The sequence below is a fragment of the Pigmentiphaga litoralis genome (genome assembly GCF_014651835.1).
GTDB classification, from domain to species: domain Bacteria; phylum Pseudomonadota; class Gammaproteobacteria; order Burkholderiales; family Burkholderiaceae_B; genus Pigmentiphaga; species Pigmentiphaga litoralis.
Window position 1 is genome coordinate 666,270 of record NZ_BMXQ01000001.1, and the last position, 14,296, is coordinate 680,565.

At 65.4% G+C, this 14,296-nt stretch carries 16 protein-coding genes; 5 read left to right on the top strand and 11 right to left on the bottom strand.

All coding sequences use genetic code 11. The annotated features are described in order from the left end of the window. The first annotated feature begins 100 nt into the window (after window positions 1–100). Window positions 101–529: a VOC family protein gene (locus tag IE116_RS02780; protein ID WP_189609549.1), complete on the top strand. Its 429-nt coding sequence runs from the start codon at window positions 101–103 to the stop codon at window positions 527–529. A 69-nt stretch (window positions 530–598) separates the two neighbouring features. Here the strand turns inward: IE116_RS02780 and IE116_RS02785 are convergent, their stop codons facing one another. Together IE116_RS02785 and IE116_RS02790 are read right to left on the bottom strand one after the other, a co-directional pair. After that, on the bottom strand, window positions 599–988 hold the full coding sequence (locus IE116_RS02785; RefSeq protein ID WP_229827970.1) for a VOC family protein: 390 nt from the start codon (window positions 986–988) through the stop codon (window positions 599–601). Window positions 989–1,086: 98 nt separating this feature from the next. Continuing rightward, a complete protein-coding gene (locus IE116_RS02790; protein WP_189609551.1) occupies window positions 1,087–2,061 on the bottom strand; it encodes a LysR family transcriptional regulator in 975 nt (324 codons plus the stop codon). A 186-nt stretch (window positions 2,062–2,247) separates the two neighbouring features. Here IE116_RS02790 and IE116_RS02795 point away from each other — a divergent pair, with 186 nt between their 5' ends. The 3 genes from IE116_RS02795 to IE116_RS02805 all read left to right on the top strand — a co-directional run bounded on the left by IE116_RS02795 (window position 2,248) and on the right by IE116_RS02805 (window position 4,195). Beyond that, the gene (locus IE116_RS02795) at window positions 2,248–3,219 is read left to right on the top strand and encodes a tripartite tricarboxylate transporter substrate binding protein (protein ID WP_189609553.1); all 972 of its coding nucleotides are present in this window, start codon (window positions 2,248–2,250) and stop codon (window positions 3,217–3,219) included. 18 nt (window positions 3,220–3,237) lie between these two features. Then, window positions 3,238–3,765, top strand: a complete 528-nt coding sequence (locus tag IE116_RS02800; protein ID WP_229827971.1) for a GlcG/HbpS family heme-binding protein — start codon at window positions 3,238–3,240, stop codon at window positions 3,763–3,765. A 178-nt stretch (window positions 3,766–3,943) separates the two neighbouring features. Beyond that, the gene (locus tag IE116_RS02805; RefSeq protein ID WP_189609555.1) at window positions 3,944–4,195 is read left to right on the top strand and encodes a GlsB/YeaQ/YmgE family stress response membrane protein; all 252 of its coding nucleotides are present in this window, start codon (window positions 3,944–3,946) and stop codon (window positions 4,193–4,195) included. A gap of 117 nt (window positions 4,196–4,312) precedes the next feature. On the opposite strand, the gene IE116_RS26040 is transcribed toward IE116_RS02805, so the two are convergent. Next, window positions 4,313–4,444 (bottom strand): hypothetical protein, encoded by a 132-nt coding sequence (locus tag IE116_RS26040; RefSeq protein ID WP_268249227.1) that lies wholly within the window; start codon window positions 4,442–4,444, stop codon window positions 4,313–4,315. A 134-nt stretch (window positions 4,445–4,578) separates the two neighbouring features. Between IE116_RS26040 and IE116_RS02810 the strand changes: the two genes are divergently transcribed. Continuing rightward, window positions 4,579–5,529, top strand: coding sequence for a LysR family transcriptional regulator (locus IE116_RS02810; protein ID WP_189609557.1), 951 nt, complete (start codon window positions 4,579–4,581; stop codon window positions 5,527–5,529). Between the two features lie 3 nt (window positions 5,530–5,532). Here the strand turns inward: IE116_RS02810 and IE116_RS02815 are convergent, their stop codons facing one another. From IE116_RS02815 to IE116_RS02850, 8 genes are all read right to left on the bottom strand, one after another. Then, on the bottom strand, window positions 5,533–6,519 hold the full coding sequence (locus tag IE116_RS02815) for a Bug family tripartite tricarboxylate transporter substrate binding protein (RefSeq protein WP_189609559.1): 987 nt from the start codon (window positions 6,517–6,519) through the stop codon (window positions 5,533–5,535). A gap of 42 nt (window positions 6,520–6,561) precedes the next feature. Then, entirely contained in the window at window positions 6,562–7,059 is a 498-nt protein-coding gene (locus IE116_RS02820) for a 2,4'-dihydroxyacetophenone dioxygenase family protein (protein WP_189609561.1), read from the bottom strand. A gap of 49 nt (window positions 7,060–7,108) precedes the next feature. Further along, window positions 7,109–8,107 (bottom strand): 2-hydroxyacid dehydrogenase, encoded by a 999-nt coding sequence (locus tag IE116_RS02825; protein ID WP_189609563.1) that lies wholly within the window; start codon window positions 8,105–8,107, stop codon window positions 7,109–7,111. A gap of 87 nt (window positions 8,108–8,194) precedes the next feature. After that, window positions 8,195–9,625 (bottom strand): aldehyde dehydrogenase family protein, encoded by a 1,431-nt coding sequence (locus IE116_RS02830; protein ID WP_189609565.1) that lies wholly within the window; start codon window positions 9,623–9,625, stop codon window positions 8,195–8,197. A 19-nt stretch (window positions 9,626–9,644) separates the two neighbouring features. Then, the gene (locus tag IE116_RS02835; protein WP_189609567.1) at window positions 9,645–11,273 is read right to left on the bottom strand and encodes an acetolactate synthase large subunit; all 1,629 of its coding nucleotides are present in this window, start codon (window positions 11,271–11,273) and stop codon (window positions 9,645–9,647) included. Next, window positions 11,270–12,553, bottom strand: a complete 1,284-nt coding sequence (gabT, locus tag IE116_RS02840) for a 4-aminobutyrate--2-oxoglutarate transaminase (RefSeq protein WP_229827972.1) — start codon at window positions 12,551–12,553, stop codon at window positions 11,270–11,272. Before gabT ends, IE116_RS02835 begins: the two co-directional genes overlap by 4 nt. 105 nt (window positions 12,554–12,658) lie before the next feature. Then, window positions 12,659–12,985, bottom strand: a complete 327-nt coding sequence (locus IE116_RS02845; RefSeq protein ID WP_189609569.1) for a 2Fe-2S iron-sulfur cluster-binding protein — start codon at window positions 12,983–12,985, stop codon at window positions 12,659–12,661. Beyond that, window positions 12,978–14,183: an NAD(P)/FAD-dependent oxidoreductase gene (locus IE116_RS02850; RefSeq protein ID WP_189609571.1), complete on the bottom strand. Its 1,206-nt coding sequence runs from the start codon at window positions 14,181–14,183 to the stop codon at window positions 12,978–12,980. Before IE116_RS02850 ends, IE116_RS02845 begins: the two co-directional genes overlap by 8 nt. Window positions 14,184–14,296 lie beyond the last annotated feature (113 nt).

Genomic DNA, 14,296 nt, shown 5'->3' on the forward strand with positions numbered 1-14,296 from the left:
GCGCAGGCTCTGCGTCCCGCTACGGCGGATTATGGCTTTTTTCTTAGCTGTGTCAGCAATTATTATGTCGGGAACAAGGGGTTAACCCAAGGAGATCACCATGGAAACGAACCAGTTGCATCGCGGCCGGTTGATCGATCATCTGCAACTTGTCGTGGCCGATCTGCCGGCCAGCCAGCGTTTTTACGAGGCGGTGCTCGCCGTCCTGAACGTGCCGATAGGTGGAACGGGGCCGGGGTATTTCTGGGCAGATGAATTGTTTGTGTCGTCAGCCGACAGCGAGGCGGCGCAGGGCAAGCTGACCGGCCGTCATCACCTGGCGTTCCAGGCGGACGGCACCGCGATGGTGGACGCCTACTACCAGGCGGCACTGGCCAACGGCGGCACCGACAACGGTGCGCCGGGATACCGACCGTATCACCCCGGCTATTACGGCGCATTCGTGCTCGACCCGGACGGCAACAACATCGAGGCGGTACATCACGGCGCCGCGACCCGGAACGCGCCGTCGGTGACCGTGACGTTCTGAGCACGGCATTGCCAGCGGTTGTGCCCCCATGAGGCGGCGCGCAACCCGCCGCTTGCCATGCCGCGCGCTTCAGCTCGCTTCCAGGACCGACAGGATGTTTCCGGCCGGGTCCTTGAACCACGCGATGACCGGCCCGCCGTTGTCGCGGCTGATGCCTTTGGCGTCGGTCCGGATCTCGGGCCGATCGTAGTGTTCGAAGACGACGCCTTTCTTGACCAGCGCGTCGACGGCAGCGTCGACGTCCGGCACCGCAAAGTTGAGGATGGTGAAGGTGGCCGGGACGTGGTCTGCCTTCGGGTAGCAGATGACGCTGCTGCCACCGGGCAGATGGATCTGGGCAATGCCGTTTTCTTCGGCGGCGTCCAGTTCCAGGACGTCGCGGTAGAAGGCGACGGTGCGCCGGACGTCGGGGGCAGAAAAGCCGCCGAACGCGTGGCTGTGGGCGAGTATGCCGGCCATGATGGATCTCCTTGCGGTGTATGCGTCACCTCTACGACGATCGGCTAATACGATAATCGACAGGTTTGATGAAGAGCCTGCGGCCTGCGACCGCGCGGTCAAGGCTCCGTGGTCAATCCGACTTTCTTCCCGCTGCGTCTTGCCGTCAAGCGTTGACGTCCGGCCGGCCCGGCGGGTCGACCGCTGTCGCGCTCGGCCGCTTGCAGGAATTCCACGAAGGCCGTAGCTGCGGGCGACAAGGACACCCCCGCCCGGTGCACGATCGCCACGTCGCGCTGCACCACGGGTTGTTCCAGCGATTTCCATGCGGTCGTTTGCGCATCGGCCAAGGCCGTGGCGTAGCCGGGCACGACCGCAACGCCCAGGCCCGCGCCCACCATCCCGATCAGGGTGCCCACATAGGTGGCTTCAAACGCCGGCGAAAGACTGATGCCGGCGTCGGCGCATCCGCGCTCGGCCAGGTCCCGGAAGACACTGCCGCGGGGAAGGGCGAGCGTGGGCACGTCGGCCAGCTGCCGCCACGCCAGCCTGCGCACCCGGGCGAACGCATGGTCTTTCGGGAATACAGCCACCAGCGATTCACGAAACAGGAGCACCCGGCCCAGGTCCGGTTCGCTGTCGTCAAAGGTGCCGATGCCGATGTCGGCCGCGCCGCTCTTGACGCGCGGCAGCACCTCGTCGGGCAGCGAGTCGCGCAAGGCGAGTTCGATGCCGGGGTAGCGCTTGCGAAAGCCCGCAAGGACGCGAGGCAGATAGGTGCTCGACAGGACCAGCGGCGCCGCGACCACCACGCGGCCCTTCTGCTGGGCCACCAGTTGATCCACGTTGGCGATGGCGTGGGTCAGGTCGTCCAGGATGCGTTCGGCGCTTGACAGGAATTCGATGCCGACCGCGGTGGGACTGACGCTGCGAGTGGTGCGGTCGATCAACCGCGTGTCCAGCGCGGTTTCAAGCTCGCGTATGAGCAGGCTCAGCGCGGATTGCGTCAGGTGCATGGCCTGGGCGGCTTTGGTGAAGCTGCCCAGGCGGGCAACGTGAACGAAAGCCTGTAGTTGTCGAACGGTCAGATTCATGAGCTCTGCTCATTGAAATATAAGAAAGATTCGTTTGAATTATAAATCCTCCAGCCTTGTAATGGCGGTGCAGGCAGCGCGTCGAAGCAGACAGCGCGACGCACTACCCGGCGACCACGGCGCACGGCGCACGGAACGCACACAACGAGCAGGGCGCAAGAACGCCTTGCCAATCAAGGAGACGACATGAACACTCGACACGCAGGGATCGTCATGGCTGCGGCCATGGCGCTTGCACCGGTGGCTGCGACGGCCCAGGACGCCTTTCCCTCCCGGCCCATCAAAATCACCGTAGGATTCCCGGCAGGCAGTTCTACCGACGTCGCCACGCGCGTGATCGCGAACAGCCTGGCCGAAACTCTGGGCCAGTCGGTGGTGGTCGAGAACAAGCCGGGTGCGAGCAGCGACATCGCGGCACGGCAAGTGGCGGCCGCACCGCCGGATGGGTATTCCTTGTTCGTTGTCACGATTGCCAATGCCATCAATACCAGCTCGAAGAGCGCATCGTTCATCGACGTGACGCGCAGCTTCGCGCCGGTTGCCATGATGGGCAACGTGCCGAACGTACTGGTGGCGCACCCGTCATTGAAGGTCAAGACGGTGCCCGAGTTGATCGCGGCGGCCAAGGCCAAGCCGGGCGGTATCACGTTCGCGTCATCGGGCAACGGCACATCGCCGCATCTGGCGGGTGAACTCTTCGCGTCGATGGCCGGGGTGCAGCTGCTGCATATCCCGTATCGGGGCAGTTCGCCCGCCGTGGCCGATCTGCTGGGCGGTCAGGTGGCGATCATGTTCGGTCCGGCGTCGACGGTGCTGCCCCACATCCAGGCCGGCAAGCTGGAAGCATTGGGCGTGGCCAGCCCCTCTCGCACAGCGACCTTGCCGAACGTGCCCACCATCGCCGAGGCGGGATTGAAGGGCTTCGATTCGTCAGTGTGGTTCGGACTGGCTGCGCCGGTCGGCACGCCCGAGGCCGTGACGCGCAAGCTGGCCGAGGCGGTCAAGACTGCAGTGAGCGCCACCACGGTCAAGGCGCAGTTTCAGGCGCAAGGCATTGAACCGGTCGATGCAGGCCCCGCGCCGTTCGGCCGCTATATCGCTACGGAAGTGGACAAGTACGCCAAGGTCATGCAGACCGCGGGCGTGAAACTGGATTGATGGATTTTTAGGAGTCGAATGATGGCGAAAGTCACGATTGCAGAATGCCGTACGTTTTTTCTTGCGGTCACCGAGAAGGCCGCCGAGATGGGTGTGCCACTGTCGATGGCGGTGGTCAGCGCAGAAGGGCATCTGATCGCGCTTGAGCGGATGGACGACGCGGGCTTCATTACGCCCGATACGGCGCGCGCCAAGGCGTACACGGTGGCGGCATTCCGGTCCATGAGCCCGCGCTTCCAGGACGGCTTGATCATCCAGCAATGGTTCAAGGAACGGAATCCCCAGATGATGATGAACGCGTCAGTGTTCTCGAATGGACAAATCGTCGCGTCGGGCGGCTGCGCGCCGATCTTCAAGGGCGACGAGATGGTGGGCGCCTACGGCATCAGTGGGGCGACATCGGACCAGGATGAGATCATCGGGCAATATGCGCGCGCCGCGGTCGGGTGGAATCACAAGCCGGAGAATGACGACACGCCTGAGTCAGTCAAGCAGCATATCAACGAAATTTATGGAAAGGTTGGCCTGGACACGCGGGCGCTGTAACGGAACGTCGAGGACAAGGCAGCCGTACGAGGCCGGGCGCATCCCTTGATGCACCGGTGTTTGCCGGGCTTTCGTCTTGCCATCGTCATCTGCGGGAACGATACTTGCTCGGCCGCCACTGCCACCGCGTGTTGCATGGTGCAGTGCGCGGTCCCACCCGTATCCCAAGGAGCAGTCCATGTTTTCTCTTATCGGCACCATCATCGTAGGATTTGTCGTTGGCCTAATTGCACGCGCGGTAAAACCGGGCGATGACAAGCTGGGCTGGGTCATGACGATCGTGCTGGGTATCGCTGGCGCGCTGGTGGCCGGTTATCTGGGCCGTGCACTGGGATGGTATGGCGAAGGCGAACCTGCTGGCTGGATTGCGTCGGTGGTCGGTGCAGTCATCCTGCTGGTGATCTACAGCATGGTGCGCCGCCGCGCCTGAGCATCACATGCCGGCGGCGCCAGGGCGCGCCGGCAGGTAAGAAAGGGAGGCTTCGGCCTCCCTTTTTTATGGGTGTGTCGCAACGACGCGGCAGGCCCGGCGTGCTTGGTCAGGTGCCTACGCGTTCACATCGCCGGGTGTGGTGAATAAGTACCGGTGGATGTCGCGGCGATGCCGTCCGAAAGTCTTGGCCTGCCATGACGCAGCCACGGCGTCGTGGTCGGCCAGGGTCATGGCGCGAATCTGCATACGGGTGCTCCGGACTGGAAACGAAGGGAAGGCGGTCAGCCTGGCAGAACGGCGGTCCGGCGGACAAAACGGGCAGGAAGCGCGGCGTCTGCAGCATTGCCTGCTGTGCTGTCAGCATATATAGTTTTCCCGCCATGGACATTAGCAAACTCGACCTCAACCTGCTTCCGGTTTTCGAAGCGCTTTACATCGAACGGAACGTGACGCGTGCGGGTCGGCGCGTCGGTCTGTCTCAACCTTCCATGAGCAATGCGCTGGTGCGGCTACGCACGCAGTGCGGCGATCCGCTGTTCGTGCGGACCCAGGCGGGCATGGAGCCGACACCTTTCGCCACGGACCTGTCGGTGAATGTGCTGCGTGCGCTGGAACTGGTGCGCAACGGACTGGAGCAGGCGACTGGTTTCGATCCGGCGACCACGACCCGCAGCTTTACCTTGCTCATGTCCGACTTTGCGCAGTTCCTGGTCCTGCCGCCCCTGGTCGCGCGGCTCAAGCGGGAAGCGCCGGGCGTCAACCTGCATGTCAGCAACATTCCGCGCGATCAGTATCGGGGCGCGCTGGAAAGCGGTGATGCCGATCTGGCCGTGGGCAATCTGCAGGAACTGCAAAGCGGCTTCTATCAGTCCGGCCTGTGGGTGGACAAGCATGTCTGTGTGATGGGCCGGGACTTTCGCAAGGCGGGCGCGAACATCACGCTGGAGGAATACATTGCCGCGCGGCACCTGGTGGTGTCGGCCAATCGCACGGACCTGGGTATCGACCAGGAGCTGGACAAGCAGGGCAGCCGCCGTGACGTGGCGCTGAGCGTGCCGAACTACCTTGTGCTGGCGACCGTGATGGCGCAGTCCGATCTGGTGGTAACGGTGCCCGAGGTGATCGCGCATGCCGTCACTGCGTCAAAGGGCGTGACGTGGTGCCCGCTGCCTTTCGAGACACCCCACTCCCACATCCGCCAGTTCTGGCACGGGCGCTTTCATGAGGACACGGCCAATACGTGGTTGCGCAGTCATATCGCCGCGCTGCAGATCGGCGCAACGCTGCGCAAGGTGGGGGAGGAGAGTCGATCGGGCGGCGCGGTGGCGTGACCCCTACTTGCCGAACTCCAGCGACACGTTTGCCTTCCTGGCGATCCCTTCCCATCGGGCATATTCCGCATCGTTCAGGCGCGCGAAGGCGTTCGCATCGAGCGGCCGCGGCTCGAAGCCTGCCGCTTCGACCTTGGCCTGCATGTCGGGCGCCTTCAGCCCTTCCGAGATGTCCTTGCCCAGTTGCGCGACGATGCCCGGGGGCATTTTCGACGGGCCATAGATCCCCAGCCAGCTCGTGACCGAAAAGTCGGCGATTCCGGCTTCTCCCATTGTCATGACATTGGGTAGGTGCCTGGAACGATAGGAGCTTGTCACCGCCAGGGCCTTGAGCTTCCCTGCTTTCAGGAGCGGAAGCACCGGCGGCAGGTTCGAAAAACAGAAGTCGAGGTTGCCATTGACGGTGTCCACCAAGGCCTCGTTGCTGCCCTTGTACGGCGCATGCATCAGGGTCAGCCCGGCGGTCAGCGCGAACAGTTCGGTCGTCAGGTGCGACGACGTGCCCAGGCCATTGGTACCATAGCCCAGCGGCTTGGACGAACGTTTGGCGTAGGCGATGAGCTCGGCCACGCTGTTGGCAGGATGCGACTGGGCAACCACCAGCACGTTGACGAATTCGGCCACCTGCGCCACCGGCACGAAGGACGCCTTGATGTCCAGCGGCAGGTTGCGCACCGTGACCGGCAGGATGACGTTGCCGCCCAGGCCGCCCACGATCAGCGTGTAGCCATCGGCGGGTGCATGGGCGACGTACTGCGCGCCGATCACGCCGCTGCCGCCGGCGCGGTTCTCGATGACGGCCGGCTGACCATACTTCCGGAAAAGGATGTCGCCCACGATGCGCGCGGCGACGTCGGTCACGCCGCCGGCCGTGTACGGCACGACAATACGCAAGGGACGGGTGGGATAGGTCTCTTGCGCGAAGACGGGCAGGTCCCAGGCGAGGGCTGCCGTGCTACCAATGACTTTCAGTACGGTTCGACGATCCATGGTGCCTCAAAGCAATTGAAGGTTCCTAACGTGCCGCCGCAGCTATCGGATGAACTGGTCGACGTAGTCCTCGCCCAGGCCCACGTCGCGGTAGTGCTTGCGGCACATGTCGATCTTGTTGAAGACATCTTCATAACCGACCTGGCGGCCCGCGTCATCGAGATAGATCATGGCGCCGCTGACATTGAAAAACGTGATCATCTCGTCGCTCTCGTTGTCGGCGTCAACGACCAGGGTGTGGATCTCGCCGGGCGGCTCGAACGCGAAGGTGCCGGCGGACGCGACCCAGTCGTGTTCCAGGTAGCGCCACGACCCCTTGATGACGTAGGCGAACACCGGCGCGGGGTGGATGTGGCGGCTCAGCACGCCCGAACGGCGGACGCGCAACAGATTGCACCAGCCCCCGGACAGCGTGTTGAAGAACAGTGGCCGGAACCAGACGTTGGGCGCCTGGAGCACCCAGACGCGCTCGTCCGACGGAATGGCTTCGATGGCGACTTCCGGCTGGATGCCGGTCATCTGCTGCAGGATCTGACTCATGGCAATGCGTGTCCTTGAAGATAGGTGACCGGAACGACCTGGCAGGCGATCAGGCGGCGCGGCGTTGGGCAGCGGTCCACGTGTCGGGGTTGACCATGGCCTTTGGCGGGGTGCCGCCCAGCGCGTCGAGCAGGTTGGCAACGGCCAGGTCCATCATGGCGCGGCGGGTTTCGACCGTGCCGCTGCCGACGTGGGCCTGCAGGACCACGTTCGGGAGGCTGCACAGCGGGCTGTCGGCGGGCAGGGGTTCCTTTTCCATGACGTCGAGCCCCGCGCCCGCGATCTTGCCTTGCTGCAGATGCGCGATCAGCGCCGCTTCGTCGACCACCGGGCCGCGTGCCGTGTTGATGAGGTAGGCCGTGGGCTTCATCAGCTCCAGTTCTGCCTTGCCGACGGCGCCGCGGGTTTCCGGCGACAGCGGAATGTGCACGCTGATGACGTCGGACTGGCTGAACAAGGCGTCGCGCTCGACATAGGTCGCCAGGCCTTCGGCTTCGGCGGCCTCGTCGCGGCGACGGTTGTGATAGACAACCTTCATGTCGAAGGCCTTGGCAGTGCGGGCCACCAGCGTGCCGATGCGGCCCATGCCGAGCAGGCCGAGTGTCTTGCCGGCGATGTCCATGGTCAGCGGCGCGGCGCCCTTGGTCCATGCGCCACTGCGCACGAAGGCGTCGCCAGCGACCATGCCGCGCGCCAGGCAGATCAGCAGGCCGATGGTCAGGTCCGCCACGGCGCGGTCCAGCACGCCCGGCGTGTTGCAGACAAGGACCTCGTGCTCGGACGCCATTGGCACGCTGATGTTGTCGAAGCCGACCGCATAGTTGGAAACCACGCGCAGCTTGGGCAGGGCGGCCAGCTGGTCCTTGCCGATCGATGTCTTGAGGGTGCACAGCACCCCTTCGATCAGGGCACGGTCGGCGGCCGGCACGCCTTCGCTCAAGGACGTGCCGGGCGGCAGGTCGATGATGCGGCAGGCGGCGGCGACTTTGGCACGCAGGTCGGCCGGCAGGGTGGCGCTGATGACGACGGTAGGTTGGGATGAAGGCATGGTTCCTCGCAATGAATGGGAGTGAATCGTTGAATCGGGTAACTCGTTGCAGGTGTCAAACAACGAGTTGCGGGCAGGCACTGCGGATCAAGGCGCCGTGTAGGCCGTCTTGACGGTGGTGTAGAACTCGGCGGCGTAGGTGCCTTGCTCGCGCGAGCCGTAGCTTGACCCCTTGCGGCCGCCAAAGGCTGCGTGGTGGTCGGCGCCGGCCGTCGGGCAATTGACGGTGACCAGGCCCACTTGCGCGTGGCGTTTGAAGTGGGTGGCGTGTTTGAGCGAGCCAGTGCAGATGCCGGCCGACAGGCCGTACTCGGTGTCGTTGGCCACGGCCAGCGCTTCCTCGTAGCTGTCGACGGGAATGACCGCCGCCACGGGCCCGAAGATCTCTTCCCGGCACACACGCATGCTGTTGTCGCAATCGGTGAGCAGGGCAGGCGAGAAGTAGAAGCCGTCGGTATCCCGGCGCAGCCGCTCGCCGCCCTGGACGAGCGTGGCGCCTTCGTCCCGGCCGATGCGCAGGTAGTCTTCGTTCTGCTGCAATTGGCGGGCATCGACGACCGGGCCGATGTCCGTGCCCGGCAGCAGGGCATTGTCGGTGCGCAGGCTGGCCATGCGGGCCTTCATCGCCGCCACGAACCGGTCATGGATGCCCCGCTGCACGATGAGGCGGCTCGACGCCGTGCAACGTTGCCCGGTCGAAAAGAAGGATCCCTGCACGGCGCAATCCACGGCGCGTTCGATGTCGGCATCGTCCAGAATCACGAGCGGGTTCTTGCCGCCCATCTCCATCTGCACCTTGGCCAGACGCCGCATGGCGGCCTCGGCAATACGTTTGCCGGTGGCGGCCGAGCCGGTAAAGCTGATGGCCGCGACGCGCGGATCATCCAGGATGGCCTGGCCCACCACTGCGCCGCGGCCCATGGTCAGGTTGAAGACGCCGGGCGGCACGCCACTACGGCTGATGATGTCGGCCAGCGCCCAGGCGCATCCGGGCACAAGATCGGCAGGCTTGAGCACGACCGTGTTGCCGAAGGCCAGCGCGGGCGCGATCTTCCAGGCCGGGATGGCAAGCGGAAAATTCCAGGGCGTGATCAGCCCGACGACACCGACCGGTTCGCGGGTGATGTCGACGTCGACGCCGGGACGCAGCTGCGGCAGCCGATCGCCCCGCAGGCGGACGGCCTCGGCGGCAAAGAAGCGGAAGATGGTGCCGGCGCGCCAGGCTTCGCCCGTGGCTTCGGCCAGGGTCTTGCCCTCTTCGCGGGCCAGCAGGCGGCCCAGTTCGTCCTTGCGGGCGATTAGTTCAGTGCCGATGGCGTCGAGCATGTCGGCGCGCTGCAGCGCCGTCGTGCTTCCCCAGGCAGGCGCTGCCGCCTCGGCAGCGGCAATGGCATCGTCCACCTGCGACAGGGTCGCTTGCGTGTAGATCCCGACAACGTCGGCGGTGTCCGACGGATTGATGTTGCGGGTGATGCCGTCACCTTCGACCCAGTGTCCGGCAATGTAGTTGGCGTGCATGGCGAATCCGCAAAAGAAGTTAAGGAAGGACGACCTCGATCAGCTTCGGGCCGGGCTCGGCCATGGCGCGCCGGAATGATGCGCGCAGTTCCGCGACCGTCCCGACGCGGTCCGCCTTGACGCCGAAGCCGCGCGCCAGGTGCACCCAGTCGATGTCGGGCCGCGACAGGTGCAGCAGGTCGGTCACGGCAGGGCTGACCAGCTCGTAGCCGTTGCGGCGCATTTCATTGAGCAGGATGTTGTAGCGACGGTTGGAGGCGATCAGGATGGTGGCGTCCACGCCTTCGCGCGCCATCGACCACAGGGTCTGGATCGTGTAGAGCGCGCTGCCGTCCGACTGCAGGCCGATGACCTTGCGGTCGGGCGCCGCGATGGCTGCGCCAAAGGCCGCCGGAATGCCCTGGCCGATGGCGCCACCTGTGAGGACGATGGTCGAATGGCGCTGCGCTTCGGCTGCGATGGCGTTGAACGGAAAGGCCAGTGTCTGCCCTTCGGCCGACACGATGGCGTTGGCGGGCAGGTTGGCCGCCACTACGCGCGCCGCCGATTCAGCGGTCAGGGTGTTGTCGCGATCGTGGTCTTGCGCCGGGGCGGGCGCCTGCAGGGATTGCACGGGCAGACGCAAGGTGTCGGCCAGTGCGCGCAGCACGCCGTGCGCGCCTTCGCTGCCGCCGCACAGGGGCACGGTGCGGCCGGGGTCGCCCAGAAAGCTGGGATAGCCGGGCGCACCGAAAAACGCGACCGGACGTTTGGCGCCGATCAGTGCGACGCAGTCAAAGCCAAGCAGGTACGGGTGCGCCTGTTCGGCCGACGGGTTGAAGCGCCGGATGGCCGGCAGCCCGCCGCCATGTTCGCTGCGCGCGGGAAAGGTCTCGCCCACGATCTCGACATGGCTCAGGGAACGCAAGCGCAGGGCTTCGATCAACGCGGCTTCGTGCAAGGCATCGGCGCCCAGCAGCAACAGGGTGCGTTTGCCCGCAGCGATGCCGGCTGCGACGCGGTCGATCGCGGCGCCATCCATCGGCGTGTCGATCGGCTTGGCGACGGCGGCGTGCAAAGGGGCATCCATGGCGGCGGCCTGCAGGTCCATTGGCAGGATCAGGCTGTGGATGCCGCCGCCGGGCGCCACGACGTTGTCGAGCGACTGACGTGTCACGGACGCCAGGGACGCGACCGAGTCCGCACGATAGACGCCCGCGGACACAGGCCGCGCCAGCGACTCGATGTCGCTGTTCAGTGGCGGGTCGGCCTCGATGTGCCACGACATGTGTTCGCCGATGACGTTGTAGATGGCGGACCCCGCACGCCGTGCGTTGTGCAGGTTGGCGATGGCATTGGCAAATCCGGGGCCCAGATGGGTCAGCGTCATGGCCGGCTTGCCGCTGATGCGGTAGTAGCCATCGGCCGCGCCGGAACAGACGCCTTCGAACAGGGTCAGGATCGGCCGCACTTCGGGCACCGCGTCCATCCCTGCAACGAAGGGCAGTTCGGTCGTGCCTGGGTTGGCAAAGCACACGGTCAGGCCGGATGCCGCGGCGCTGCGCAGCATCCAGTGCGAGCCGGTTTGTGCGCCGGGCGGGGTGCCTGCCTGTGTGCCGGCCTGGCCGCTGGCCTGGGATGGAACCGTTGAAGCAGCAGGGGTCGTCATGCGGTGTGCTCCCGGCGCAGCACGTTGGCCAGCGCGGTATCGAGGATGTCGAGCGCTTCGTTGAAGATGCCGACCGGCGTGTTGAGCGGGAACAGGAAGCGGATGGCATTGCCATAGCTGCCGCAGGTCAGCAGGATCAGGCCGGCTTCAAGTGCTTCCATGCGCAACGCCTGCGCCATGGCGGCAGACGGCTTGCCCTGCTCGTCGCTGAATTCCATGGCGATCATGGGGCCCAGGCCGCGCACGTCGGTGATCTCCGGATGACGTTCCTGAGCGCGCGCGAGGCGCTGGCGCAGGGTGCGGGCCAGTTGATTGCCGTGCTCCAGCAGGGCTTCCTTCTCGAATACATCCAGGACGGCATGGGCCGCCGCAATGGCCAGCGGGGCGCCGGCATAGGTGCTGCCGAGGCCGCCGGGTGCGGGGGCGTCCATGACGGAGGCGCGGCCGACCACGCCCGACAGGGGCATGCCACCGGCCAGGCTCTTGGCCACCGTGGTGATATCGGCGGCGACGCCGAAGTGTTCCATCGCGAACATGGTGCCGGTACGGCCGACGCCGCACTGGATTTCGTCGGCGATCAGGAGGATGCCGTGGGCATTGCACAGCGCGCGCAACTGGCGCATCAGGCTGACGGGCGCGGGATAGAAGCCGCCTTCGCCCTGCACGGGTTCGATGATGATGGCGGCCACCCGTGATGCTTCGACGTCGTATCGGAACAGGTCGTGGATGGCGGCCATCGTGTCCGCCACTGCTGCATCGGTCCCTGCGGTGGGGAAGGGCGCGCGATACACATCGCCCGGCAGCGAGCCAAAGCCGATCTTGTACGGTGCGACCTTGCCGGTCAGCGCCAGGCCCATCATCGTGCGGCCGTGAAATGCGCCGTTGAAACTGATGACGGCGGGCCGGCCGGTGGCGGCGCGCGCGATCTTTATCGCATTTTCGACGGCCTCGACTCCGGTCGTGAAGAACACCGTCTTTTTGGGAAAATCGCCGGGAACCATCGCGTTCAGGCGTTCGGCCAGGGTGATGTATTCCTTGTAGGGGAGCACCTGGTAGCAGCTGTGCATGAAGCGGCGCGCCTGATCGACCACCGCGGCTTCGACACGCGGATGCCGGTGGCCGACGTTCAGCACGCCGATGCCGCCCGCAAAATCTATGTAGCGCTTGCCGTTTTCATCAAACAGCTCCGTACCCTGCGCATGGGACGCATACACGTCGGTTGCGATTCCCACACCGCGCGGGCATGCCGCGTCTTTCCTTTCATTCCAAGCCACGCTCACGACCTTCTCCCGATAATCGTATTGACGTACATGTCGTACTGGCCAATGTCCTGCTGGCCGATGTGTTGCTGGCCGATGTATTGCAGGCCGATATCTGCCGATGTCCTACAAACCAAGCTGTTCCGACGGGACGCGCACCACGATGCCGTCCAGGCTGTCATCCATCACGATCTGGCAAGCCAGGCGGCTGCCTTCCGTGCGCTCGGGCACGATGCCGAGGAGGGCGCTCTCCGAAGCATCGGCCGGCTTGAGCCGCGCGAGCCATGCGCCATCGACCTGCACATGGCAGGTGCCGCAGATCGCGCCGCCGCCGCATTCGGCGTCGATGCCGCCGATCTCGTCGCGGCGCGCCCCTTCCATCAGGGTCCAGCCTTCGGGAATGTCGACCGTCTCGCGCTCGCCATCGGGTTGTTCGAAAATCGCACTAGGCATGCTGGGGCTCCGTGGACAAGGTGGTGCACGCCGGCGTCTCCATGGATATCGGCGCGGCAATCATTCGGGTTTTCTGAACGAAGTCGACCGGGCTGTCGACCGCTTCGACGGCGCGCAGCGCACCCTGCTGGAACCGTTCGACCACCCAGCCGCGGTCGGTATGGGTGACGTGATCGTCGATGGGCGCATCGAGCAGCACGAGGCCCGCCATCTGCAGGCGCTTGCCGCATTGCTCGGACCAGAAGGTGGGCGGACGCACGGCCGCAACAGGTTTGCCTGCCAGTTGCGCGGCGACGGTGCGCGCCTGGAACAAGGCGTTCTGCACGCTTTCGATCCGGCAGCGGCGCTGGCCGTGGTGGCTATGGGCATTGGCGCAATCGCCGATCGCAAACAGGCCGGATGCCGAGGTCTGGCACAGGGCGTCGACTTCGATGCCATCGTGGCAACGAATGCCGGCGGCCTCGGCCAGTTCGGTATTGGGTACCGCGCCAATCGACACGAGCAGCAGGTCGGCTTCGTGCTCCGCGCCATCGGCCAGGGTGATCCGCCAATCCCCAGGCCCGCCTTCGCAGCGCGCCACCGCGACACCGGTAAACAGGGCAACGCCCGCGTCGCGATGCAACGCGGCAAAACGCGCTTCGGTATACGGCGAGACCTTGCCACCCATCAGCCGGCCGTTTTCCAGCACGGTGACATGCAAGCCCAGCTTGGCGGCCGTCGATGCGATTTCCAGTCCCAGATAGCCGGCGCCGATGACGACGAGTCGTTGACCAGGCACCAGTTCGGGCTTGAGCCGCAGGGCATCGTCCAGTGTGCGGATCGCGTGGACCTGCATGGCGTCCATGCCAGGCAACAACCGGGCACGGCCACCCGTGGCAAGAATGCAGTCGCTGTAGTGCAGTGCTTCGCCGCCGGCCAGGTGCACGGTGCGTGATGCCGTATCGAGCCGCGCGACACGCTCGCCACGCCGAAGCGTGATGCGGGCCTTGTCGAAGGCCGCCATCGGCTTGAGTTGAACGCGCTCAATATCGAGCGCGTCCGACAACATGGCCTTGGACAGCGGCGGGCGCTCGTAAGGCAAATGAGGTTCGTCGCCGATCAGGAGGATGTCCTGCGGTACGCCGGCCTGGCGCAGCGCAAACGCGCATTCGACACCGGCATGGCCGGCTCCGATCACGATGACTGGCAAGGGATTCATGGGCACTCCACAAAAGACGGAAAACTTTACGGCGGCATGACAGGTGGCGGCGGGACCTGACGGCCACAGGGCCTGCGACCGCGCCCAGGTACGGACGCGCGCCGTCCCCGCCC

Coding starts and splice junctions, on each gene's coding strand:
- IE116_RS02780 (WP_189609549.1), top strand. CDS start 101: ATGGAAACGAACCAGTTGCATCGCGGCCGGTTGATCGATCATCTGCAA.
- IE116_RS02785 (WP_229827970.1), bottom strand. CDS start 988: ATGGCCGGCATACTCGCCCACAGCCACGCGTTCGGCGGCTTTTCTGCC.
- IE116_RS02790 (WP_189609551.1), bottom strand. CDS start 2,061: ATGAATCTGACCGTTCGACAACTACAGGCTTTCGTTCACGTTGCCCGC.
- IE116_RS02795 (WP_189609553.1), top strand. CDS start 2,248: ATGAACACTCGACACGCAGGGATCGTCATGGCTGCGGCCATGGCGCTT.
- IE116_RS02800 (WP_229827971.1), top strand. CDS start 3,238: ATGATGGCGAAAGTCACGATTGCAGAATGCCGTACGTTTTTTCTTGCG.
- IE116_RS02805 (WP_189609555.1), top strand. CDS start 3,944: ATGTTTTCTCTTATCGGCACCATCATCGTAGGATTTGTCGTTGGCCTA.
- IE116_RS26040 (WP_268249227.1), bottom strand. CDS start 4,444: ATGCAGATTCGCGCCATGACCCTGGCCGACCACGACGCCGTGGCTGCG.
- IE116_RS02810 (WP_189609557.1), top strand. CDS start 4,579: ATGGACATTAGCAAACTCGACCTCAACCTGCTTCCGGTTTTCGAAGCG.
- IE116_RS02815 (WP_189609559.1), bottom strand. CDS start 6,519: ATGGATCGTCGAACCGTACTGAAAGTCATTGGTAGCACGGCAGCCCTC.
- IE116_RS02820 (WP_189609561.1), bottom strand. CDS start 7,059: ATGAGTCAGATCCTGCAGCAGATGACCGGCATCCAGCCGGAAGTCGCC.
- IE116_RS02825 (WP_189609563.1), bottom strand. CDS start 8,107: ATGCCTTCATCCCAACCTACCGTCGTCATCAGCGCCACCCTGCCGGCC.
- IE116_RS02830 (WP_189609565.1), bottom strand. CDS start 9,625: ATGCACGCCAACTACATTGCCGGACACTGGGTCGAAGGTGACGGCATC.
- IE116_RS02835 (WP_189609567.1), bottom strand. CDS start 11,273: ATGACGACCCCTGCTGCTTCAACGGTTCCATCCCAGGCCAGCGGCCAG.
- IE116_RS02845 (WP_189609569.1), bottom strand. CDS start 12,985: ATGCCTAGTGCGATTTTCGAACAACCCGATGGCGAGCGCGAGACGGTC.
- IE116_RS02850 (WP_189609571.1), bottom strand. CDS start 14,183: ATGAATCCCTTGCCAGTCATCGTGATCGGAGCCGGCCATGCCGGTGTC.